A 20,893-nucleotide genomic window follows, 5' to 3' on the forward strand; every position below is an offset into this window, starting at 1 on the left:
AGATGGCAATGAGCTGGGAGACACAGAATGATCAGAATCATCATCGCAGATGATCACAAAATAGTGAGACAGGGGCTCAGGCAATTCATGGCGCTGGCTCCCGACATCACGGTCGTCGGAGAGGCTGCGACGGGACAGGAAGTGCAAGCCCTGCTCGCCGCGCATGAATGCGATCTGCTCCTGCTGGACATGACGATGCCCGGTCCGAGCGGGGTCGAGCTGATCAAGCGGATTCGGCAGACGGAGCGGGCGCCTCTGATTCTGGTATTGAGCATGCACAACGAGGGGCAACTGGTCTCGCGTGCGTTGAAAGGCGGTGCGGCCGGCTACATCACCAAGGATATCGACCCGGAAATGCTGGTGGCTGCGATTCGCAAGGTAGCGCAGGGTGGTCGATACATCGACCCGGTGCTGGTCGACGAAATGGTGTTTGATCAGGGGCTTGAGGGAAACCGTCCGCCGCATGAGCGGCTGTCGGATCGGGAGTTCCAGATCTTTCAGCTTCTGGTCTCGGGCAAGACGGTTACTGCGATTGCGGACGACCTATCACTCAGCGCAAAAACGGTCAGTACGCACAAGATACGCCTGTTGCAGAAGATGCATCTGCAAAGCATCGCGGACCTCACGCGTTACGCATTGGAACACAAGATCATCGCACTCTGACATCCACGTTCATCGATCGCCTTGCATGACTGGCAATCTTGCGTTGCATTTCCGGCAATTCAATGGTGGAAATCGCCGCATACGACACAGCATCAGCCGCCTTGATTCCTTGATGTAAGTCAATTCCTACGAGTGCCTTGGCACTTTTCTGATATCAAAATGCGGCCCCACTGATTTATTTCTTATCGGCAATATCGCCAGAATGCGTCATCAGCTTTCTGGGCGCATGCCGATGACGAACCCGCTCACCCGCTATTCAATTGCCGCAATCCCTGATCGCTTGCCGATAAGCGGTGACGGCACAGTCGCGACAGTTCTCTGCTCGGTGCTTCCCGGTGCGGCGGGAGTGTTTCTGTGCTTTATGCCGGCATCGATCGGAAGCCGCTTGCTCTGGGCGTCGGCGCTTGCATTCCTCACCGCGGTCTGCGCGTGGAGGGCAATTCGGCATCTGCGCATAGAGCGCCGGATGCAAGAACAGGCCGAGGTCGCCCAGTGCAATTTGCGCGAGCTATGCGAGAGCCTGCTGCCGATCTGGAGCCGTCAAATCGATACCGGACGTGTCCAGACTGAAGAAGCGATCACCTCCCTGGCAGGCCGCTTTTCCATGCTGAGCGAGCGGCTGCAGGCAACGGTAGACGCCTCGCGAGAGGCTACCGGCGGAGGCGACGCGCGGGGGGAGCAAGGGATTGTCGCGCTGCTGAACACGAGTCAGCACGAACTTGGGCGGATCATCGAATCACTCAAGTCGGCGCTGCAGGCGCGCGAATCGATGATGGCGCAGATCGCCCACCTGTCCGAGTTCACGGTCGAACTCAAGGACATGGCGGCCGACGTGGCGAGCATTGCAGCGCAAACCAATCTGCTGGCGCTGAACGCCGCGATCGAAGCCGCGCGCGCCGGCGAATCCGGACGTGGCTTCGCCGTCGTGGCCGGAGAAGTGCGCAAATTGTCCAGCCTGTCGGCCGAGACCGGAAAGAAGATCAGCGCCAAGGTTGAGCTGGTGAATGCCTCGATCAGCATGACGCTGGAGCGCGCGCATCAATATGCCGCCCAGGAGGCCCAGACCGTCGGCAGGTCCGAGTCCACCATCATGCAAGTGCTTGACGAGTTCGGGAACGCTGCCGAGCAGCTCGCGCACTCGACCGAGGCCTTGCAGGTGGAGAGCGCCGGCATCAAGCATGAGATCGACGACGTGCTGGTCTCGCTGCAATTCCAGGACCGGGTGGCGCAAATTTTCAGTCACGTGCAAAACGATCTGGAAAAGCTTCGCGCCCATCTGGCGAGCTGCCGGGAAAAAAGCGAGGAAGGCCAGGCCTGCCCGCCGGTGGACATCTCCCGCTGGCTCGACGAGCTGGCGCGCACTTATACCACCGCTGAGCAGCGCAGCCTTCACAGCGGTCAAACATCCACTGCAGCACAGAGTTCCGAAATCACGTTTTTTTAGGGATAAGAGAATGAAAAAAACGATCCTGATCGTCGACGACTCCGCTTCGCTGCGGCAAGTCGTCGGCATTGCACTGAAGGGTGCCGGTTACGACGTGATCGAGGCGAGCGACGGCAAGGTCGCGCTGTCGACGCTGGATGGCCGGAAGATTCACCTGGTCATCAGCGACGTGAACATGCCGAACATGGATGGCATCACCTTTGTCCAGGAGATGAAGAAACTCCCGGCCTACCGCTTCACGCCGGTCATCATGCTCACCACCGAATCGCAGGAGGCGAAGAAGCGCGAAGGGCAGGCCGCCGGTGCCAAGGCGTGGGTGGTCAAGCCGTTCCAGCCTGCGCAGATGCTGATGGCTGTTTCCAAACTGGTGCTGCCGTGATTACGCACGAAACAAGAAGCGGCGTCTGCCATGCCCGGGCGAGCGGTGAAATGACCATCTATGGCGCAGCCGAATGCAGAGACAGCTTGCGCCAGTGCCTGCTTGCAGGCGCCGAGCTGGAGATCGATCTCTCGGGCGTGACGGAGGTCGACAGTGCCGGCGTCCAGCTCCTGATCCAGGCCAAGCGCGAGGGAGCGCGGCTCGGCAAACCGGTACGCCTGGTCTCGCATAGCCCCGCGATCCAGGAAATCATCGACCTGTATCGTCTCGCCTCGGAGTTCGGCGACCTGATGATCATTTCCCCGCGATAAGCATGCTGCGCACACGCACTGGAGAATCGTCATGAACCTTGATCAGGCGCTGCAAACCTACCTCGAAGAAAGCAGGGGCTTGCTGCAGGAGATGGAAAATGCCTTGCTGGCACTGGAGCATGACCCGGGCGATGCAGATCATATCGGCGCCCTGTTTCGGGCCGCGCACACGATCAAGGGGTCGGCCGGATTGTTCGGGCTCGATGCAGTCGTGAGCTTCACGCATGTCATGGAGAGCCTGCTGGACCGATTGCGCGAGGATGAGATTGCCGCCACGGAGGAATTGATCGGAACCCTCCTTGCCTGCTGCGACCATCTTGGCGAGCTGATCGACATCACGGTCGAAGCCGGCGAGAGGCTGTCGGCGGAACAGGCCGCGAACGGCGAAGCCTTGCTCGGAAAACTGCACAAGTTCCTTGGCGGCGGCGATGCCCCTTCCGCAGCTGCTGCGCCAAGCGTCCCGGCTGAACGCGAGGAAGCGGTCGAAAGCGACGGCGGCAGCATGCTCGACCTGGATAACTGGCACATCTCGGTGCGTTTCGGGCCGGATGTGCTGCGCGACGGCATGGACCCGTCTTCGTTCCTGCGCTATCTCGGCACCATTGGCGAGATTGTCAGCCTGCAAACCCGTTGCGACGACATGCCGGGAATCGACGAGATGGATCCGGAGTCCTGCTACCTCGGCTTCGAGATCGACTTCCGCGATTGCCCCGACAAGAGAACCATCGAGGACGTGTTCGAGTTCGTGCGCGACAGCATCCGCCTGCGCATCCTGCCGCCGCCCAGCCATCTCGCCAAATACATGGACCAGATCGGGAAGCTGTCAGGCAATGTGGAACGGCTCGGCGAAATCCTGATGGAAGCCGGCATCCTGACCGATACCGAACTTGCCGAGGCGTTGGAGATGCAGGACCGTTATGCCGCAGACCGCGCTTCGACTGCGCTGGGAGAGCCTCAGCGGCTTGGCCAGATCCTGGTGGAAGAGGGCATGGTGCAGAAAGAAGTGGTCAAGGTCGCCCTCGAGAAGCAGAAACAGTTGCGCGAAACCAAGAGCCAGGAGTCGAAGTTCATTCGCGTCAACGCCGAGAAACTGGACCAGTTGATCAATCTCGTTGGCGAGCTCGTGATTGCGGGCGCCTCGGCCTCGCTGCTTGCGCGCCGCTCAGGGAATGCGAGCCTGTATGAAGCGACCACGGTGATCAGCCGGTTTGTCGAAGAGATCCGCGAAGACGCCTTGAGGCTGCGCATGGTCGAGATCGGCGAAACCTTCAATCGCTTCCAGCGCGTCGTGCGCGATGTGAGCAAGGAGATCGGCAAGGACATCGGGCTCCACATCGCCGGCGGCGACACCGAGCTGGACAAGACGGTCGTGGAAAAGATCGGCGATCCGTTGACACACCTGGTGCGCAACGCAATGGACCATGGCATCGAACCAGCCGCGGCCCGTGTTGCGCGCGGCAAACCGGAACGCGGCATGGTCAGCCTCAATGCCTACCACGACTCTGGCAGCATCGTAATCGAGGTCGCGGACGACGGCGGCGGTCTGAGTCGCGAGCGCATCCTGGCGAAGGCGATCGAGCGCGGCCTGATCAATGGCAGCGAGGTGCTTTCCGACCGCGATGTATTCAATCTCGTTTTCGAACCCGGCTTTTCCACTGCAGACAAGGTGACCAACTTGTCGGGGCGCGGTGTCGGCATGGACGTGGTCAAGCGCAACATCGAGGCGCTGCGCGGTACCGTCGACATCGACAGCAAGCCGGAACAAGGCACGACAGTGCGCATACGGCTGCCGCTGACCTTGGCAATTATCGACGGTTTCCTGGTCGGCGTCGGCAAGTCATCGTACGTGGTGCCGCTCGACATGGTGCTCGAATGCGTGGAGGTGGCGGAAGCCGATCGCCAGGCATCGAGCGAGCGCAACTATATCAACCTGCGCGGCGAAGTGCTGCCGTACATGCGGCTGCGCGAACAATTCAACGTCGACGGCAAGCCGGGGCGGCGAGAGAACATTGTCGTGGTGCAGTACGCCGGTCAGAAGGCAGGGCTGGCCGTGGACGAATTGATGGGTGAGTTCCAGACAGTCATCAAGCCGTTGGGGAAATTGTTTTCCCACGTCAGGGGCGTGTCCGGTTCGACCATCCTGGGAAGCGGCGAAGTAGCGCTGATTCTCGATGTGCCCGCACTGGTGCAGCTTGCCGCCTCGCGGGAGGCGGTGGCCCTGAACGCGTAAGGGATGGCGAAAACGCCGCTTGCAAGGTTGAAGCGGAATCTTGAAACGAGGAGAACAAGAATGCTCAAGAATATGAAGATCGGCGTCAAACTGGGGCTCGGGTTCGGTCTGGTGCTGATGCTGCTGGCATCCATCATCGGCATCGGCATCGCGCGAATGGCCGTCATGAACGAAAACACTGACCGCATCGTCAACAAGGATTGGGTGAAGGCTTCGCTCGCCAATGAGATTGGCGACCTTGCCAACGACAACGCCAAGGCCAGCATGGAGCTTTTCCTGACTTCGGACAAGCAGGCCATTACACGCGTCCAGGAGCGCATCGAGAACGGCAAGAAGAAGATGACCGATACCATCGGACAGCTCGAAGGTCTGCTCTACCTCCCGGAGGGCAAGGCCAGGCTCGCCAGGCTCAAGGAATCGCGCAAGCTTTACGTCGCCTCGTTCACCAAAGCATCGCAACTGCTGCTGGATGACGGGAAACACGATGCCGCCACTGCGGTGATGCTGAATGAGACGCTCCCCGCACTGAAGAACTTCATCGCGGACAGCGATGAGCTCGTGAACCTTCAGAAGTCGATTGTCGACAAGTCCGGCAAGGAGGCTGCGCAAACCTATGAAAGCGCGCGCTCCTTGATGGTCTCCCTGGGCATTGCGGCAATCGTGGCAGGGGTGCTGGCCGCGATCCTCGTGACCCGAGCCGTGGTGCGTCCGATATCCGAGGCGGTTCGGGTTGCGACCAGCCTCTCGGAGGGCGATCTGACGGCGCAGATCGAGGTGCGCTCGCGCGACGAAACCGGGCAGTTGCTCAGTGCAATGAAGATCATGGTCGAAAAGCTCGGCCAGATCATCGGCGAAGTGCGCGGTGCGGCCGACAACCTGTCGTCGGCGTCGGAAGAGGTGAGCGCGACCGCGCAATCGATGTCGCAAGCCACCAGCGAACAAGCCGCCAGCGTGGAAGAGACCTCGGCCACGCTGGAGCAGGCGACTGCCTCGATCAACCAGAACGCGGAAAACGCCAAGGTCACCGACGGCATGGCATCCAAGGCGGCCAAGGAAGCGAACGAAGGCGGCGAGGCGGTGGCGCAGACGGTGACGGCGATGAAGAGCATCGCGGCCAAGATCGGGATCATCGACGACATCGCGTACCAGACCAACCTGCTGGCCCTGAATGCGGCGATCGAAGCGGCGCGCGCCGGCGAGCACGGCAAGGGCTTTGCGGTGGTGGCGGCGGAAGTGCGCAAGCTGGCCGAGCGCAGCCAGGTGGCGGCGCAGGAGATCGGCGAGGTGGCATCGAGCAGCGTGCAACTGGCCGAGCGTGCGGGCAAGTTGCTGGACGAGATCGTGCCGTCGATCAGCAAGACCTCGGACCTGGTGCAGGAGATCGCGGCGGCATCGGAAGAGCAGTCGAGCGGAGTGGGGCAGATCAACACGGCGGTGGTGCAGTTGAACCAGATCACGCAGCAGAATGCGTCGAGTTCGGAGGAACTGGCGGCCACGGCGGAAGAAATGAGCAGTCAGGCGCAGCAACTGCAGCAGGCCGTCAGCTTCTTCAAGGTGGCGAGTGAACCGAAGTCCGCATCGGAGCCGGCCAGGAAAGCGCCGGCCCTGAAGAAGGTCGTGCAGCGGCATACCCGTATCGGCATGCAGCAACCGGCTGCCGCGCATGATGAACATGAATTCGTGCGTTTCTAATGAGCGTTCCTGTTTGGAGCCATGAATTCGATGTTCGTTTCCGGGGTGGCGCCTGCTGGAGCGCACTTCGCGATGCATTAAGGGGGACAAAGATATGAGCGCATTGGTGCAAGAAGGAAGGCGGCGGGCAGGCGTTGCGACAGAGGAGCCATCGACTGTCGACCATGCCCAGTATTTGACCTTCATGCTTGGCGGAGAGTCCTTCGCCATCGGGATCCTGGTCATCAAGGAGATCATCGAATACGGGAATGTGACGGTCGTGCCGATGATGCCGGAGTTCATCCGCGGGGTGATCAACCTGCGTGGCTCGGTGGTGCCGGTGGTCGACCTGTCGGCACGCTTCGGGCGCAAGCCCTCGGAAACGACGAGGCGTACCTGCATCGTGATCATCGAGGTGATGGCAGACGGCGACCGCCAGGATGTCGGGGTGATCGTCGACACGGTCAATGCGGTGCTGGAAATTCCGGGCGACCAGATCGAACCGCCACCGACCTTTGGAGCACGGATTCGCACCGACTTCATCCGCGGCATGGGCAAGGTGAACGGCAAGTTCGTGATCATCCTGAACGTGGACAAGGTCCTCTCGGTCGATGACCTCGCAATGCTGCAGCAGGCGGGCGGCAACGAACGCGAGGCGCGCCTGCTGTCCGCGCCCGGCGACGCCTGAGCGTACCCGTCATGAAGCCATCCTCACTCTCCTTGCCGATCGATACCAGGTCATTCCGATGAATATCTATAACTTCAAGATCCGGGACAAGCTTCTCTTGATGCTGGCCGTGCCAGTTGCGGCGATGGCGTACTTTGGCTGGTTGGCAATGGAGGAGAAGATGCGGGTGAGCGCGCAGATGAGGGAAATGTCCTCAGCGGTCGCTCTCTCCATCAAGCTCGGCAATCTCGCACACGAGATGCAGAAGGAGCGCGGCATGGCGTCCGGTTTCCTGGGAAGCAAAGGAAACAAATTTGCTTCCGAATTGCCGCTGCAGCAGGTCGAGACCGACAAGAAGTTGCGCGAGCTTGGCGATTTTCTTGACGGCGTCGAGACGGCGCGATTCGGCGAGGCCATCCGGACGACGATTGGGGAGGCAATGGATGGCTTCAACGCTTTGAAGGATAAACGCAGGGCGGTGCGCGCCATGGAGATCGCGGCGCCCGAGGCAGCAGGCTACTACAGCGGTCAGATCCGGCTGCTGCTCGAAGTCCCGGCGCTGGCCTCGCGCCGGACGGCAAACGCCGAGGTATCGAAGGGCGGCTCGGCGTACGCCAATCTGCTCAAGGCGAAAGAACGCGCGGGGATCGAACGCGCCATGCTGACGAATGCCTTCAATGCCGACAAGATCACGCAGAGTCTGTTCAATGATGTCATCGCGAATTCCTCGGAACTGAGGATATTCACCCAGCTCTTCGTCGCTCAGGCCGACAGGGAGCAGATCGAATTCTACAAGCGCAAGCTGGCGGGCGAGGCTATCGAGGCGACCGAGAAGATGCGCAAGGCCGCGCTGGAGAAAGGCGTCGGCCAGCCGCTAAAGACCGACCCGGAACTCTGGTTCATGTCAATGACGGAGAAGATCAATTTGCTGAAGGAAGTCGAGGACAGGCTCGCTTCGGATCTGATGAACACGGCCGACGCGTTGCAGGCCGAGGCGCAGAGGCAATTGACCGTATACGTGGCTCTTACAGCGGCATCGCTCTTGATTGGATTGCTTCTTGCCTATTTCGTCGGACGCAACATTACACGTTCGCTGGCACAGGCAGTGCAGGTTGCCACCAGCCTCTCGGAGGGCGATCTGACGGCGCAGATCGAGGTGCGCTCGCGCGACGAAACCGGGCAGTTGCTCAGTGCAATGAAGATCATGGTCGAAAAGCTCGGCCAGATCATCGGCGAAGTGCGCGGTGCGGCCGACAACCTGTCGTCGGCGTCGGAAGAGGTGAGCGCGACCGCGCAATCGATGTCGCAAGCCACCAGCGAACAAGCCGCCAGCGTGGAAGAGACCTCGGCCACGCTGGAGCAGGCGACTGCCTCGATCAACCAGAACGCGGAAAACGCCAAGGTCACCGACGGCATGGCATCCAAGGCGGCCAAGGAAGCGAACGAAGGCGGCGAGGCGGTGGCGCAGACGGTGACGGCGATGAAGAGCATCGCGGCCAAGATCGGGATCATCGACGACATCGCGTACCAGACCAACCTGCTGGCCCTGAATGCGGCGATCGAGGCGGCGCGCGCCGGCGAGCACGGCAAGGGCTTTGCGGTGGTGGCGGCGGAAGTGCGCAAGCTGGCCGAGCGCAGCCAGGTGGCGGCGCAGGAGATCGGCGAGGTGGCATCGAGCAGCGTGCAACTGGCCGAGCGTGCGGGCAAGTTGCTGGACGAGATCGTGCCGTCGATCAGCAAGACCTCGGACCTGGTGCAGGAGATCGCGGCGGCATCGGAAGAGCAGTCGCGTGGCGTAACACAGATCAACACGGCGATGGTGCAGCTGAACCAGATCACGCAGCAGAATGCGTCGAGTTCGGAGGAACTGGCGGCCACGGCGGAAGAAATGAGCAGCCAGGCGCAGCAACTGCAGCAGGCGGTCAGCTTCTTCAAGATGGCTTGACAATCCGGGAGAGGGTGCGGTGGAAGCAGCCAAGTGCATTACCGATCATGAGTTCGCCCAGTTCCAGGCAATGCTGGCGCAGATTGCCGGAATCCATCTGTCGCCGTCGAAGAAGTCATTGGTGAGCGGCCGGCTGGCGAAGCGCTTGCAGCATTTCCAGGTGAATTCCTACGGGGAGTATTTCAAACTGCTTCACAGCGACAAGCAAAAGGACGAATTGCAGATCGCACTCGACCTGCTGACCACTAACGAGACCTATTTCTTTCGTGAACCAAAGCATTTCGACCTCCTGCGCGAGCGCATCGTTCCCGAGCGACGGCCAGGCGTAATGCGGATCTGGAGCGCGGCGTGTTCGACCGGCGAGGAGCCCTACAGCATCGCGATGGTGCTGGCGGACAGGATCGGCGAGACGGGCTGGGAAATTCTCGCATCCGACCTCAGCACACGGGTGCTGGAAAAGGCGCGCAGCGGACACTATGCGATGGAACGCACGGCCAACATCCCGCGCGACTACCTCAACCGCTTCTGCCTGAAGGGAGTCGGTTCGCAGGAGGGTACTTTCCTGATCGACAAGCAATTGCGCGCACGGGTCAGCTTTTCGCAAATCAACCTCAATGCTCCCTTGCCCGGCATAGGAGAGTTCGATGTCATCTTCTTGCGCAACGTGATGATCTATTTCAATCTCGCCACCAAGCGCGACGTCGTGAGCAGGCTGCTACGCGTGCTCAAGCCCGGCGGTTACTTCATTGTCGGCCATTCCGAAAGCCTGAATGGCGTGACTGAAGAGATCAAGGCCGTAGCGCCGTCGGTTTTCCTGAAGCCGATCAAATGAAGGCGCCTGAACATGCTACGGAAATCTACCTGCAGCCGGGGGAAGTGCGCTTCGGCGACCGCCATACGCGCATCCGCACCTTGCTCGGGTCCTGTGTCTCGTTGACCGTGTGGCATCCGCGGCTGCTGATCGGCGGCATGTGCCACTACATGCTTCCCACCCGCAGCGGCGAAGCCCGCGGGGAAGTGCTGAACGGATGTTACGGCGACGAGGCAGTCGACCTGCTGCTGCGCGAGATACGCGCAGTCGGTACGCGACCGGACGAGTATCAGGTGAAGATGTTCGGTGGCGGCAACATGTTTCCGGGAATGAATCGTTCGCGCAATTGCGGTGACGTTCCTTTCAACAACGTGGGTGCCGGGCGCGCGCTGGTGCGCCGCTACGGGTTTCGTCTGGCTGGAGAGCATTTGGGAGGCACTGGTCACCGCACCATCATCTTTGACATCTGGAGCGGCGACGTCTGGCTCAAGCATCGACAGACCCAAGAAACCAATCTCTGCGAAAACTGCGACAGGAGGGCGATATGCGCAGCAGGATAACGGTCCTCATCGTCGATGATTCGGCTGTGGTACGTCAGGTGGCCGCCAGCGTGCTGTCCCGTGAACCAGGCATCGAGGTGATGGGCGCGGCAGCCGATCCGATTTTTGCCATGGAGCGCATGAAGAGCGCCTGGCCGGACGTGATTGTGCTCGATGTCGAGATGCCGCGCATGGACGGCCTCACGTTTCTGCGCAAGATCATGGCGGAGCGTCCGACGCCGGTGGTGATCTGCTCCTCGCTCACCACCAAGGGCGCGGACACCACCATGCAGGCACTCGCAGCCGGAGCGGTCGGCATCGTCATGAAGCCCGGCATTGGCGTGCGTCGCTTTCTCATCGAGGACGCGGCGGCCGACCTGGTTCACGCCGTGAAGGCTGCCGCCATGGCGAACGTGAAGCGGCTGAAGGCTGCGCCGGCCATCCTGCCCGTTGCGGCGAAGCTTTCTGCCGATGCGATCCTGGATGCCGGAATTCACGCGATGGCGCAAACCACCGAACGCATCGTGGCGATCGGCACTTCCACAGGCGGCACGCAGGCGCTGGAGCATGTGCTGACCGTCTTGCCGCGCGTATCCCCGGGCATCGTGATCGTCCAGCACATGCCGGAAAAATTCACCGCCTCGTTCGCCGAACGTCTCGATGGCTTGTGCGCGATCGAGGTGCGCGAGGCGAAGACCGGCGACCGCGTGACGCCCGGGCTGGCATTGATCGCGCCCGGTGGGCGTCACATGCTCCTCAAGCGTAGCGGAGCCCAATACCACGTCGATATCGTTGACGGGCCGCTGGTCAATCGGCATCGACCCTCCGTCGACGTGCTGTTCCGCTCGGTAGCGAAATGCGCCGGCAAGAATGCGGTGGGCGTGATCATGACGGGAATGGGGGATGATGGCGCGCGCGGACTGAAGGAGATGCATGATGCCGGAGCCTATACCGTGGCTCAGGACGAGGCGAGTTGCGTGGTGTACGGCATGCCGAGGGAAGCCGTGAAACTCGGCGCGGTCGCGTCCAGCGTACCGCTTTCCGGCATTGCGCAGGCGATTCTTGCGCACGCGCCGGTCAGCGTCTGAGACGGGTAGAGGGAGAGTCATGTACAACACGCAGCCACTGACGGAAGTAGTGCGTCGCCCTTCTGAAACCGGGTCACGAGATCCATTCCTTTTGCGGATGCGCCGGGCCGCCGCGTTCATTGCCGTGCTCGCCGGCGCGATGGTCCTGCTGATGCTGCACACGCCATCGTATTTCGTGTTGAGAAGTGACATCTATCTTCCCCTGCACATCGCCATGGAGGTGTTCGCGGTTATCGTATCGGCGATGGTGTTCGGCATCGGCTGGCATAGTTTCGACAACAGGATACCTCCGGCGATCATGGTGCTGTCTTCGGCCTTTCTTGCAGTGGGGCTGCTCGATCTCGGTCATCTGCTTTCATTTCCGGGCATGCCCGACTTCGTCAGCCCGAGCAGCGTGGCCAAGGGCATCGACTTCTGGCTGGCTGCGCGGGCGGCCGGGGCGGTGGCCTTGCTCGCCGCGGCGGTGCTCCCCTGGCGCGCAACACCACCCGGTTATCGGCACCTGATGGCGCTGGGCGCATCCGGAGGCTTTACCTGTTTGATGTTCTGGGTAACCCTGTTCCGGCCGGAGCTGCTGCCCGATACATTTGTTCCTGGTCGCGGCTTGACGACGTTCAAGATCGTTTCCGAATACGTGCTTGCTGCCACCTATCTACTTGCTGCAGCGATTCTGCTGCAGCAGGCGCTCGCCACGCGGGCCGAAAAAACGGTGCATCTTTTCAGTGCCGCTTGCATCATGGCTCTGAGCGAATTCTGCTTCACGCTCTATGTCAATGCCACCGATCTGTTCAACGTGCTCGGGCATGTCTACAAGGTACTTGCCTATCTGTATCTGTATCGCGCCATCTTCGTCGAGGGCGTGCATGAGCCGTTCCAGCGATTGAAGGCGTCCGAGCGATCCTTGAAGCTGAGCGAAAGCAAGTTCCGCAAGCTCATGGAATTCGCACCGGAGGCCATCCTGCTGATGGATCGTAGTCATCGCATCCTCATGATGAATGCGCGCGCCGAGAAGCTGTTCGGATATCGGCCCGATGCCCTGGTCGGCATGCCGGCAAGAATGGTGATGGCAAGCGATGCCGACGACAAACAGATGCGTCGGGCGGCGAAGAACAACGGCCACGCGGCAGCGACCAGTATCGAAGCGGCATGTCGCCATCGGGATGGCGAACTATTCCCGGTCGAGATCAATCTCGGCCATCTCGATACCGAGGATCTGCCGCTGGTCATCGCCTTGGTGCGCGACATTTCCGAGCGCAAGCATTTCGAAACGCTGTTGCTGGACCAGCTTACGCACGATGCGCTGACAGGGTTGCCCAACCGGCTGCTGATCCACGAGCGGTTGCGGGATGCCATCAATCGCATGCGAGAAGCAAAATGCATGCTGGCGGTGCTGTTCCTTGACATCGATCACTTCAAGCGCATCAATGACACCTTCGGGCACGCACTCGGCGACGAGGTACTGCGGCAGACGGCGCTTCGCGTGCAACAGTCGCTGCGGAATGGCGATCTGCTGGCGCGACAAGGCGGCGATGAATTCATCATTCTGCAGCAGGAGATCGCCCACGTGCAGGAAGCAGTCACACTGGCCAACCGGTTGCTCGAATGCATGCGCGAGCCGTTTCATGTCGCCGGACGCGAGATCTTCCTGAGCGTCAGTGTCGGAATCAGCCTGTTCCCGAGCGACGAGGCGACAGAGGATGGCTTGCTGCACACGGCGGATATCGCCATGAACAGCGCCAAGGAAAAAGGCCGGAACTGCTATCGCTTTCACACACGCGAGATGGACCTGGCCATTCGCGAACGGCAGGAACTGGAAGGCCATCTTCGTTATGCCGTCGAGAAAGGCGAGCTTTTGCTGCACTATCAGCCGCGCATCAGCATCGCGACCGGAGCGCAAATCGGTATGGAGGCGCTGGTCCGATGGCGTCATCCGGAATTCGGCCTGATCTCCCCGGCCCGTTTTATCCCGGTTGCGGAGGAAAGCGGCCTGATCGAACAGATCGGCTTGTGGGTGCTCAGAACCGCCTGTGCCCAGGCGAAGGAGTGGCAGAAATGCGGGTTGCCGATGATGCGCGTCTCGGTCAATCTCTCCGCGCGCCAGTTTCAGCAAGCCGCGCTGGCGCGCAACGTGCAAGCCATCCTCGATGAATTCGGCCTCGATCCGGCCTGCCTTGAGCTGGAAATTACCGAGAGCACGGTCATGAAAGACACCGAGTTGGCGATCAAAGTGTTGCGCTCGCTGAAACAACTCGGCATCGGACTGTCGATCGACGATTTCGGGACAGGCTATTCGTCGCTGAGCTATCTCAAGCTGTTCCCGATCGATGTGCTGAAGATCGATCGATCCTTTATCAAGGACGTCATTGACGATCCGAACGACGCGGCCATCACCCGCGCCATCATCGCCCTCGCACACAGTCTGGACCTCGTCGTTGTTGCGGAGGGCGTCGAGACGCTGGAACAAGCGATCTTCCTCAAGCAATGTGCCTGTGACGAGATCCAGGGCTTCTACTTCAGCCGCCCGCTGCCGGTTGAAGAAATGGCGGCGCTGCTGCACGAACAAAGAGCGATGAATATTCCGGATCGGGTTCCAATGGTGGGTACGGACTCGGGCGGCGCAAACGTGACAAGCGGGGGGTAACATGGGAAGCATAGCCGCGCCGTCGGGACAGGCCGAAGCGCAAGAGATCCAGAAACGATTCCGCCTCGCGTTCGAAAGGGCGCCGATCGGGATGCTGGTGCGGGGCGCCGACGCGCGGGCCTTGCAGGCCAACAAGGCATTGCAGGACATGCTTGGCTACAGCGTCGACGAGCTGACGCAGATGGACATCGATACATTGATTCACGAGGACGACAGATCTCTTGGCACAGCGCTGAATCGCGAACTGTTCTCCGGCCGACGCGACTCCTATCAGATCGAAAAACGCTTTCGGCACAAGGATGGCCGCGAGCTTTGGTGCAAAGTGGACGCATCGCTGGTGCGAGACAGTCTTGGCCATCCGTATTTTTCCGTCAACATGGTGGAAGACATTACCGATCGCAAGCATTTTGACGAAGCAATCAAACGCTCGGTCAGCCGGTATGAACTGATCTTGAATGCCGCGCGCTGGGGGGTGGTCGGCATCGAAGCCTCACGAACCATTGCATTTGCCAATCCGTCGGCTAACGGCATGCTGGGATGGGTGGACGACGCCCTGATCGGTGAGCCGGTTGGCGCGATTCTCCACGAGCACGGCGGAGGCCGGCTGCTGAACGAGGTGCGCAGCGCGATTTGCGGCGCCATCAGCGACGGATTGATACGCCATGCCGAGAACGGCGTCCTGTTGCGACACAGCGGGGCTTTGCTGTTCGTGGAATATACGGTGGCGCCGATCGTCGAGGAGGGCCGGGTCAGCGGGGTCGCACTGATCTTCATGGATCTGGCCGGACGTGCAGACGCGTCTGATGTGCGCGACGATCGCGGAAGGCCGGACAATACAGCGGGAAAAGATGAATAGGCAACCGTGATGCAGTTTCCGATCTCTTTTCCGAGTGCGGTATGGGCCATCTTCTCTGCGAAGCTGGGCGTGGCGCGCCGCTGCTGGCCATGCGCTGTCGATCACGCCTTGTCGAGCCTGCGAGCAAAATTGGCGATGACGATTGCGATCATTCTCCTGCCCGCTGTCGCACTGATCTGGTATCTCGGCAGCGAATTGCATCAGCACCAGATGCGCCTGGTCACGCTCAACATGGAACAGGTGCTGGACGCGATCAATGCCAGCCAGTTGCGCAGCATGGACGGCGCTGCGCAACTCCTGAAATTGATGGAACGGATTCCTTCCATTCGAGAGCGGCGCGATGGTTATTGCGCGTTCATGCGCGAGCTGCTCGAACACAATAGCCACTACGAAAATCTTGGCATGACCGATGCGAGCGGCAATATGCTTTGTACGGCGGTGCCGATGGACAAGGCGATCAATGTGTCGGATCGGTTGTGGTTCCGGCGCGCCATCGAGACGCGTGAGCTGTCGACAGGTACCTATCACATCAGCAGGCTTTCCGGTTATCGTCCGGTGACCGTGCTGTCCATGCCGATAATGGATGCACAGCAACGCATCAAGTCGGTGCTGTTCGTCACGGTCGATGTCGCTGCCAATATTGCCAAGGCGGTCGCCGAGCGGCGCTTGCCGGCTTCGACCTACGTCGTGCTGTTCCGTCCCGGCAAAGGCGGATGGGCGACGGCGATGGTGCCGATGGTCTGGAGCTCGATGTCGCCCGCGGAAATGGCAAACCTCCCGGTAACGCCGGAGTCGCGTGAGAGCACATGGCCTGACGATGAACGGCGTCTGTGGGCGTTTTCCGCTTTGCCTCGCGCGGTCGACAAGGGGCCGACTACGCTTGGAGTCGGCATACCTGCCGGCGAATTCGCAAAGATGAATGGCATGTTCTTTACCATGGTTACCGCCATCTGCATGAGCGGTGCGGTCGTGCTGTTGCTGGCGTGGGTGAGCTACCGGCGTTTCATTCTGCACAAGACCGACAGATTGGTCGAGGCGGCGCGCCGTATCGGCGAAGGGGATTGGGATGCCAGAAGCGGCATCGGTCATGGCAGCGGCGAATTCGGAATCCTGGCGCGCGCTCTGGACGAGATGGCGGAAGCGGTCCGCAGGCGCGAGCAGGAAATCACCTGGCGCCAGTATGCGCTAGACCAGCATGCGATTGTCAGCATCAGCGATGTCGAGGGAAGAATCACGTTCATTAACGACAAGTTCTGCGAGATCAGCGGCTACTCACGCGAGGAGCTGATCGGTCAAAATCATCGGATACTGAATTCGGGGCGCAATCCGACCGGACTCTTTGAAGACATGTGGCACACCATATCTGCAGGGAAGGTATGGCAAGGCGTCATTTGCAACCTGCACAAGGGAGGAGGCCATTATTGGGTCACCTCCACCATCGTGCCTCGCCTGGACGAATCGGGAATGCCGTTCGGCTACATCTCGATCCGTACCGAGATCACACCACTGGTGAAGGCTGAAGAGGCGCTGAAACGCAGTGAAGAAATGTATCGTCTGCTCGCGGAAAATACGCAGGATGTGGTTTCCTTGCACGACCGGGCAGGGGCGCTGGTCTACGTCAGCCCTGCCTGCGCTCGGGTGCTCGGCTACGACTACCCGGAGATGCGCGGCGCCGTCCCCTGGCCCCTGATTCACCCGAAGGACATCGATACCGTCATGCAGGAGCTGTTCGACCCGGTCCTCAATGGCGCCCACCACGCATCCGCCGTATTCCGGATGCGACATTGCAGCGGCAATTACCTCTGGACCGAAGTGACAGCGACGCCCGTGCTCGACGCTGATGGCCGCCTGACACATGTTCAGTCCACGCTGCGCGACATCACGTTGCGCAAGGAGGCGGAGGACAACCTTCGGCTGCACGACATGGCGATCCAATCCAGCCTGACAGGAATCATGTTGTTCTCGTCCGAGCGCGGCAATCCGATCGTCTACGTCAACCCCGCTTGTGAAACGATCACGGGACGCAGCGCCGAGGACTTTGCCGGCGGTAATGTGCAATGTCTGTTCGATCAGATCGAAGGCGGAGAGAACCTTGCGAAGATCCGCGCCGCGCTGGATCGCGGCATGGAAGGGCGTGCCCTGATCCGGTTCCTGCGCAGGGACGGGACCGCGCGCTGGGCCGATTGCTCCGTCGCCCCCGTGCGCGACGGCGACGAAACCGTCACGCACTTCGTGCTGGCCTTCAATGACATGACCGAGCGCATGCTGGTCCTGGAAGACATGCAGCGGGCGAAAGAAGAGTCCGACAAGGCGAACCGGGCGAAGTCGGACTTCCTGTCGCGCATGACGCACGAATTGCGCACACCGCTGAACTTCATACTTGGCTTTGCACAGCTGCTGGAAACACGGCCCGAGCAACTCACCGAAATGCAATTGGATGGCGTCCGACGCATCATCCGGTCCGGCTGGCATTTGCGCGAGCTGATCGATGAAATACTCGACTTGTCCCGGATCGACGCCGGCAAACTGGAAATTCAACCCGAAGACGTGGAGATTGCCCCGCTTCTGTGCGAGTGCATCAGCGTGGTGGAGCTGATGGCGACCGAGCGATGCATCCGGATCGAGCCGGTATCGGCACAAAGCGGCGCAACTCTTGTCAAGGCCGACCGCACGCGCTTGAAGCAGGTCTTGCTGAATCTGTTGTCGAACGCGATCAAGTTCAACTGCGAAGGCGGCCTTGTGCGCGTCGAGTACCTCCATGCCGCGTCCGGCGCCGTGAGGATCACGGTCTCCGATACCGGACCGGGCATCGACCTTGCGCGCCAGGGAGAATTGTTCCAACCGTTCAGCCGTCTGGATGCCGACCGGGCGGAAATTCCGGGAACGGGAATCGGACTCGCCATCAGCCAGCGCTTCATGCAGCTCATGGGCGGCCGCATCGGCGTGCGCAGCGAGCGCGGAAAGGGCAGCGCATTCTGGATTGAATTGCCGTCGGCGGAAAATGCCTGCCTCCTGATATGACGGCATGCATTGGCAAAAGAACACATATATCGAGGAAACCGAAAGGAAATCAGCATGAAAATCAATGTCAACATCAGCGGCAGCAAAGCCGTCATCGCCTTGAACGGACGCTTCGATTTCAGCACCCATAGCGAATTCAGCGACTGTTATTCGTCGACGATCGCAAATCCACTCGTGACCGACATCGATGTCGATCTGGCCAGTGTCGACTATCTCGACAGCTCCGCACTCGGCATGCTGCTCCTGCTCAGCGAACGCGCGAAGATCGCCAACAAGTCGGTCGCGCTCGTCAATCCGAACGAGATGGTGGCGCAGGTGCTTGAACGCGTCAGTTTCAGCCGGATCTTCACGATCCGGTAACCGGCACAAGGGGGGGACATGGGGCAGAGGCTGAAGATACTCGTCGTTGACGATGAAGAAAACGCACGCGTCATGCTGCAGCACATGGCATCCTATATGGGGCACGAGGCCGTGCTGGCGCGGAACGGATTGGAAGCGGTCCAGCTCTTCAAGAGCGAGGAGCCCGACATTGTCCTGATGGACGTCATGATGCCGGAGCTCGACGGCTTTCAGGCCACCGCCCGCATTCGCCAGATCCAGGGCGAGAAATGGGTGCCGGTGGTGTACCTGAGCGCTCTCCCGCAAAGCGGCAATCTGATGAAAGGCCTCGACGCAGGAGGCGATGATTACCTTGTGAAGCCGGTCAACATGACGGAACTGCGGGCAAAGATCAGGGCGTTGCAGCGGGTCGCCATGATGCAGCGGCATCTGGCAGCCAAGCGTGCCGAGCTTGAATACTATTACCGGCAGGCCGAAGAGGAAGCACGCATCGGCAGTCATTTGATGGCGAGCCTGACAAACATGGCAGGACTGCGGGATGACGCATTGCGGTACTGGAGCCGTCCGGTGCGCCGTTTCAGCGGCGATCTCGTCGCGGCAGCGCGTACGCCTGGCAACGTGTTGCATCTGATGGTGGCTGATGCGGTGGGGCATGGGCTGCCTGCGGCCCTGAACGTCCTGCCGCTTGCCGACACTTTCTACAGCATGACAGCGGAAGGTTTCTCCCTCGCCCGGATCGTGGAGGAGCTCAACAGAAAAATTGCAAACCTCCTGCCTGTGGACCGCTTTGTCGCCGCAACCCTGGTATCGGTAGATGCATACAAGAAGGAAATCCAGGTCTGGAACGGTGGCAATCCACTGCCTTTATTTGTATCGGCGTCCGGCGAGGTGCGTGAATTCGGAACGACCAGACAGTTGCCGCTTGGCCTGCTGCGTGATCCGGACATAGAAGTTCAAGTGGACGTACTGGTGTACCCGGGGCCAGGGCAGCTCGTGATTTTTACCGACGGATTATGCGAGGCTCAGGATGCCGGAGGGTCGTACTGGGGCAGTGCCGGCATCAGTCGCGCCCTGGCAGATGCTCCCATGCAGCAACGATTCCAGCAATTGGTGGATGGTTTCAGTCGGCACGTAGGCGAGGGGCCGTTGCAGGACGATGCTTCGTTCATGCTGGTTGATCTCTCTTGCATATCGACGCAGCTGGCGCACGGGCATGCCGATGCCGTGGGCGCGGCGCATGCAGATACAGAGAGCAAGCCCGGCTGGAAAGTAAAGTTCCACCTCGGCGTCCGGGAACTCAAGGCGCTTGACACGATTCCCTTCCTCACATCCGTGGTGGAGAAGCTGGAGTCAAGCAGGGAACATCGGCGACAGATTTTCATCATTCTGTCCGAACTATTCAACAATGCGGTCGAACACGGCCTGCTGCATCTGGAATCTGCGACGAAATCGAGCTTTGACGGTTTTGAACGCTACATGCGAGAGCGAAAGGAGCGGTTGAGCAAGCTGCAAGACGGTTGCATCGATGTCGCCCTGGAGCGTACGGAAATCGAGGGAAAACCGGCGATCCGTATTCACATCAAGGACAGCGGCAAGGGCTTCGATCACAAGGCGGTCAATGCCCAGGACCCGGAACCCGACATCAAGCTGTACGGCAGGGGAATCATGCTGGTGAATAGTCTATGCCATTCGTTGCAATTCCTCGGCGACGGCAATGAGGTAATCAGTTATTACTGTTTGTAGGCGATGCGCGACATGTCAGAAACAACATGTCGCCGATACGATCCGGTCGTGCAGCGAAGTAACCTCACCGTGCAAGTTTGCACAAGGAATATGGCAAGAGTGGAATCAGTCTTTTTGCGCTTGAGGAAATTCAGGACTGTGCATGCGAAGGGCAGAATCAGCGAGCAAGTTGCACTACCTGCGCGCCGACTTAAGATTGGTGGGCTGGCATTTTTGCTGCCGGCGGTCCGCGGTCGGCCTTAACGGCGCGAGGAAAGGTCACGTTGATCGAATTGATCGTCGGAAGTAACCTTCCAATCAGCGGAAAAGTGATTTGCCGTGGTCAGGATATCCACAGGGGGCAAAATAGGGGTAGCGGCGATTAGCCACTTCTTCTATTGAACAAAAGAAAGAAAAAAGCGGCTGCCTCGCAAGAAGCAGCCGCTTTGAATTCTTTGGCTCCCCGACCTGGACTCGAACCAGGGACCTGCGGATTAACAGTCCGTCGCTCTACCGACTGAGCTATCAGGGAACAGAACCGCTATTATAGGACGATTTTTCTGTCC

At 60.2% G+C, this 20,893-nt stretch carries 16 protein-coding genes and 1 tRNA gene; 16 read left to right on the top strand and 1 reads right to left on the bottom strand.

Annotated elements, in window-relative coordinates; all coding sequences use genetic code 11:
* Positions 1-27 precede the first annotated feature (27 nt).
* From E6W33_RS05755 to E6W33_RS05830, 16 genes are all read left to right on the top strand, one after another.
* Complete coding sequence (locus E6W33_RS05755) at positions 28-663, top strand: response regulator transcription factor (RefSeq protein ID WP_136415247.1); 636 nt, start codon at positions 28-30, stop codon at positions 661-663.
* A gap of 466 nt (positions 664-1,129) precedes the next feature.
* Positions 1,130-2,107 (top strand): methyl-accepting chemotaxis protein, encoded by a 978-nt coding sequence (locus E6W33_RS05760; RefSeq protein WP_168798545.1) that lies wholly within the window; start codon positions 1,130-1,132, stop codon positions 2,105-2,107.
* 10 nt (positions 2,108-2,117) lie between these two features.
* Positions 2,118-2,486, top strand: coding sequence for a response regulator (locus E6W33_RS05765; RefSeq protein ID WP_136415249.1), 369 nt, complete (start codon positions 2,118-2,120; stop codon positions 2,484-2,486).
* Positions 2,483-2,797, top strand: a complete 315-nt coding sequence (locus E6W33_RS05770; protein ID WP_247869535.1) for an STAS domain-containing protein — start codon at positions 2,483-2,485, stop codon at positions 2,795-2,797. Before E6W33_RS05765 ends, E6W33_RS05770 begins: the two co-directional genes overlap by 4 nt.
* Before the next feature lie 31 nt (positions 2,798-2,828).
* Positions 2,829-5,027 (top strand): chemotaxis protein CheA, encoded by a 2,199-nt coding sequence (locus E6W33_RS05775; RefSeq protein WP_211097238.1) that lies wholly within the window; start codon positions 2,829-2,831, stop codon positions 5,025-5,027.
* A gap of 60 nt (positions 5,028-5,087) precedes the next feature.
* A complete protein-coding gene (locus E6W33_RS05780) occupies positions 5,088-6,719 on the top strand; it encodes a methyl-accepting chemotaxis protein (RefSeq protein ID WP_136415252.1) in 1,632 nt (543 codons plus the stop codon).
* A 94-nt stretch (positions 6,720-6,813) separates the two neighbouring features.
* Positions 6,814-7,386, top strand: a complete 573-nt coding sequence (locus E6W33_RS05785) for a chemotaxis protein CheW (protein WP_136415254.1) — start codon at positions 6,814-6,816, stop codon at positions 7,384-7,386.
* Between the two features lie 58 nt (positions 7,387-7,444).
* Entirely contained in the window at positions 7,445-9,310 is a 1,866-nt protein-coding gene (locus E6W33_RS05790; protein ID WP_168798546.1) for a methyl-accepting chemotaxis protein, read from the top strand.
* A 19-nt stretch (positions 9,311-9,329) separates the two neighbouring features.
* Complete coding sequence (locus tag E6W33_RS05795) at positions 9,330-10,142, top strand: protein-glutamate O-methyltransferase CheR (RefSeq protein ID WP_282183680.1); 813 nt, start codon at positions 9,330-9,332, stop codon at positions 10,140-10,142.
* Positions 10,139-10,681 (top strand): chemotaxis protein CheD, encoded by a 543-nt coding sequence (locus E6W33_RS05800; protein WP_136415258.1) that lies wholly within the window; start codon positions 10,139-10,141, stop codon positions 10,679-10,681. The genes E6W33_RS05795 and E6W33_RS05800 overlap by 4 nt, the downstream gene beginning before the upstream one ends.
* A complete protein-coding gene (locus E6W33_RS05805) occupies positions 10,666-11,748 on the top strand; it encodes a chemotaxis response regulator protein-glutamate methylesterase (protein WP_136415260.1) in 1,083 nt (360 codons plus the stop codon). The genes E6W33_RS05800 and E6W33_RS05805 overlap by 16 nt, the downstream gene beginning before the upstream one ends.
* A gap of 19 nt (positions 11,749-11,767) precedes the next feature.
* Entirely contained in the window at positions 11,768-14,389 is a 2,622-nt protein-coding gene (locus tag E6W33_RS05810; RefSeq protein WP_136415262.1) for an EAL domain-containing protein, read from the top strand.
* A 1-nt stretch (position 14,390) separates the two neighbouring features.
* Positions 14,391-15,245, top strand: a complete 855-nt coding sequence (locus E6W33_RS05815) for a PAS domain-containing protein (RefSeq protein ID WP_136415264.1) — start codon at positions 14,391-14,393, stop codon at positions 15,243-15,245.
* A gap of 9 nt (positions 15,246-15,254) precedes the next feature.
* Positions 15,255-18,266 carry a PAS domain S-box protein gene (locus E6W33_RS05820; protein WP_136415266.1) on the top strand — a complete coding sequence of 1,004 codons (3,012 nt, stop codon included), beginning with the start codon at positions 15,255-15,257 and terminating at the stop codon, positions 18,264-18,266.
* A gap of 54 nt (positions 18,267-18,320) precedes the next feature.
* Positions 18,321-18,626 carry an STAS domain-containing protein gene (locus E6W33_RS05825; RefSeq protein ID WP_136415268.1) on the top strand — a complete coding sequence of 102 codons (306 nt, stop codon included), beginning with the start codon at positions 18,321-18,323 and terminating at the stop codon, positions 18,624-18,626.
* 18 nt (positions 18,627-18,644) lie between these two features.
* Positions 18,645-20,348 (top strand): fused response regulator/phosphatase, encoded by a 1,704-nt coding sequence (locus tag E6W33_RS05830; RefSeq protein ID WP_136415270.1) that lies wholly within the window; start codon positions 18,645-18,647, stop codon positions 20,346-20,348.
* A gap of 435 nt (positions 20,349-20,783) precedes the next feature.
* Here the strand turns inward: E6W33_RS05830 and E6W33_RS05835 are convergent.
* Positions 20,784-20,859 (bottom strand) — tRNA-Asn (locus E6W33_RS05835).
* Positions 20,860-20,893 lie beyond the last annotated feature (34 nt).

Source organism: Herbaspirillum sp. ST 5-3, from assembly GCF_004804275.1.
In the GTDB taxonomy this organism is placed as follows: Bacteria; Pseudomonadota; Gammaproteobacteria; order Burkholderiales; family Burkholderiaceae_D; genus Noviherbaspirillum.

Excerpts from the sequence above, each read along its gene's own strand:
- E6W33_RS05755 (WP_136415247.1), top strand. The coding sequence starts at position 28 with ATGATCAGAATCATCATCGCAGATGATCACAAAATAGTGAGACAGGGG.
- E6W33_RS05760 (WP_168798545.1), top strand. The coding sequence starts at position 1,130 with ATGCAAGAACAGGCCGAGGTCGCCCAGTGCAATTTGCGCGAGCTATGC.
- E6W33_RS05765 (WP_136415249.1), top strand. The coding sequence starts at position 2,118 with ATGAAAAAAACGATCCTGATCGTCGACGACTCCGCTTCGCTGCGGCAA.
- E6W33_RS05775 (WP_211097238.1), top strand. The coding sequence starts at position 2,829 with ATGAACCTTGATCAGGCGCTGCAAACCTACCTCGAAGAAAGCAGGGGC.
- E6W33_RS05780 (WP_136415252.1), top strand. The coding sequence starts at position 5,088 with ATGCTCAAGAATATGAAGATCGGCGTCAAACTGGGGCTCGGGTTCGGT.
- E6W33_RS05785 (WP_136415254.1), top strand. The coding sequence starts at position 6,814 with ATGAGCGCATTGGTGCAAGAAGGAAGGCGGCGGGCAGGCGTTGCGACA.
- E6W33_RS05790 (WP_168798546.1), top strand. The coding sequence starts at position 7,445 with ATGAATATCTATAACTTCAAGATCCGGGACAAGCTTCTCTTGATGCTG.
- E6W33_RS05800 (WP_136415258.1), top strand. The coding sequence starts at position 10,139 with ATGAAGGCGCCTGAACATGCTACGGAAATCTACCTGCAGCCGGGGGAA.
- E6W33_RS05805 (WP_136415260.1), top strand. The coding sequence starts at position 10,666 with ATGCGCAGCAGGATAACGGTCCTCATCGTCGATGATTCGGCTGTGGTA.
- E6W33_RS05810 (WP_136415262.1), top strand. The coding sequence starts at position 11,768 with ATGTACAACACGCAGCCACTGACGGAAGTAGTGCGTCGCCCTTCTGAA.
- E6W33_RS05815 (WP_136415264.1), top strand. The coding sequence starts at position 14,391 with ATGGGAAGCATAGCCGCGCCGTCGGGACAGGCCGAAGCGCAAGAGATC.
- E6W33_RS05820 (WP_136415266.1), top strand. The coding sequence starts at position 15,255 with ATGCAGTTTCCGATCTCTTTTCCGAGTGCGGTATGGGCCATCTTCTCT.
- E6W33_RS05825 (WP_136415268.1), top strand. The coding sequence starts at position 18,321 with ATGAAAATCAATGTCAACATCAGCGGCAGCAAAGCCGTCATCGCCTTG.
- E6W33_RS05830 (WP_136415270.1), top strand. The coding sequence starts at position 18,645 with ATGGGGCAGAGGCTGAAGATACTCGTCGTTGACGATGAAGAAAACGCA.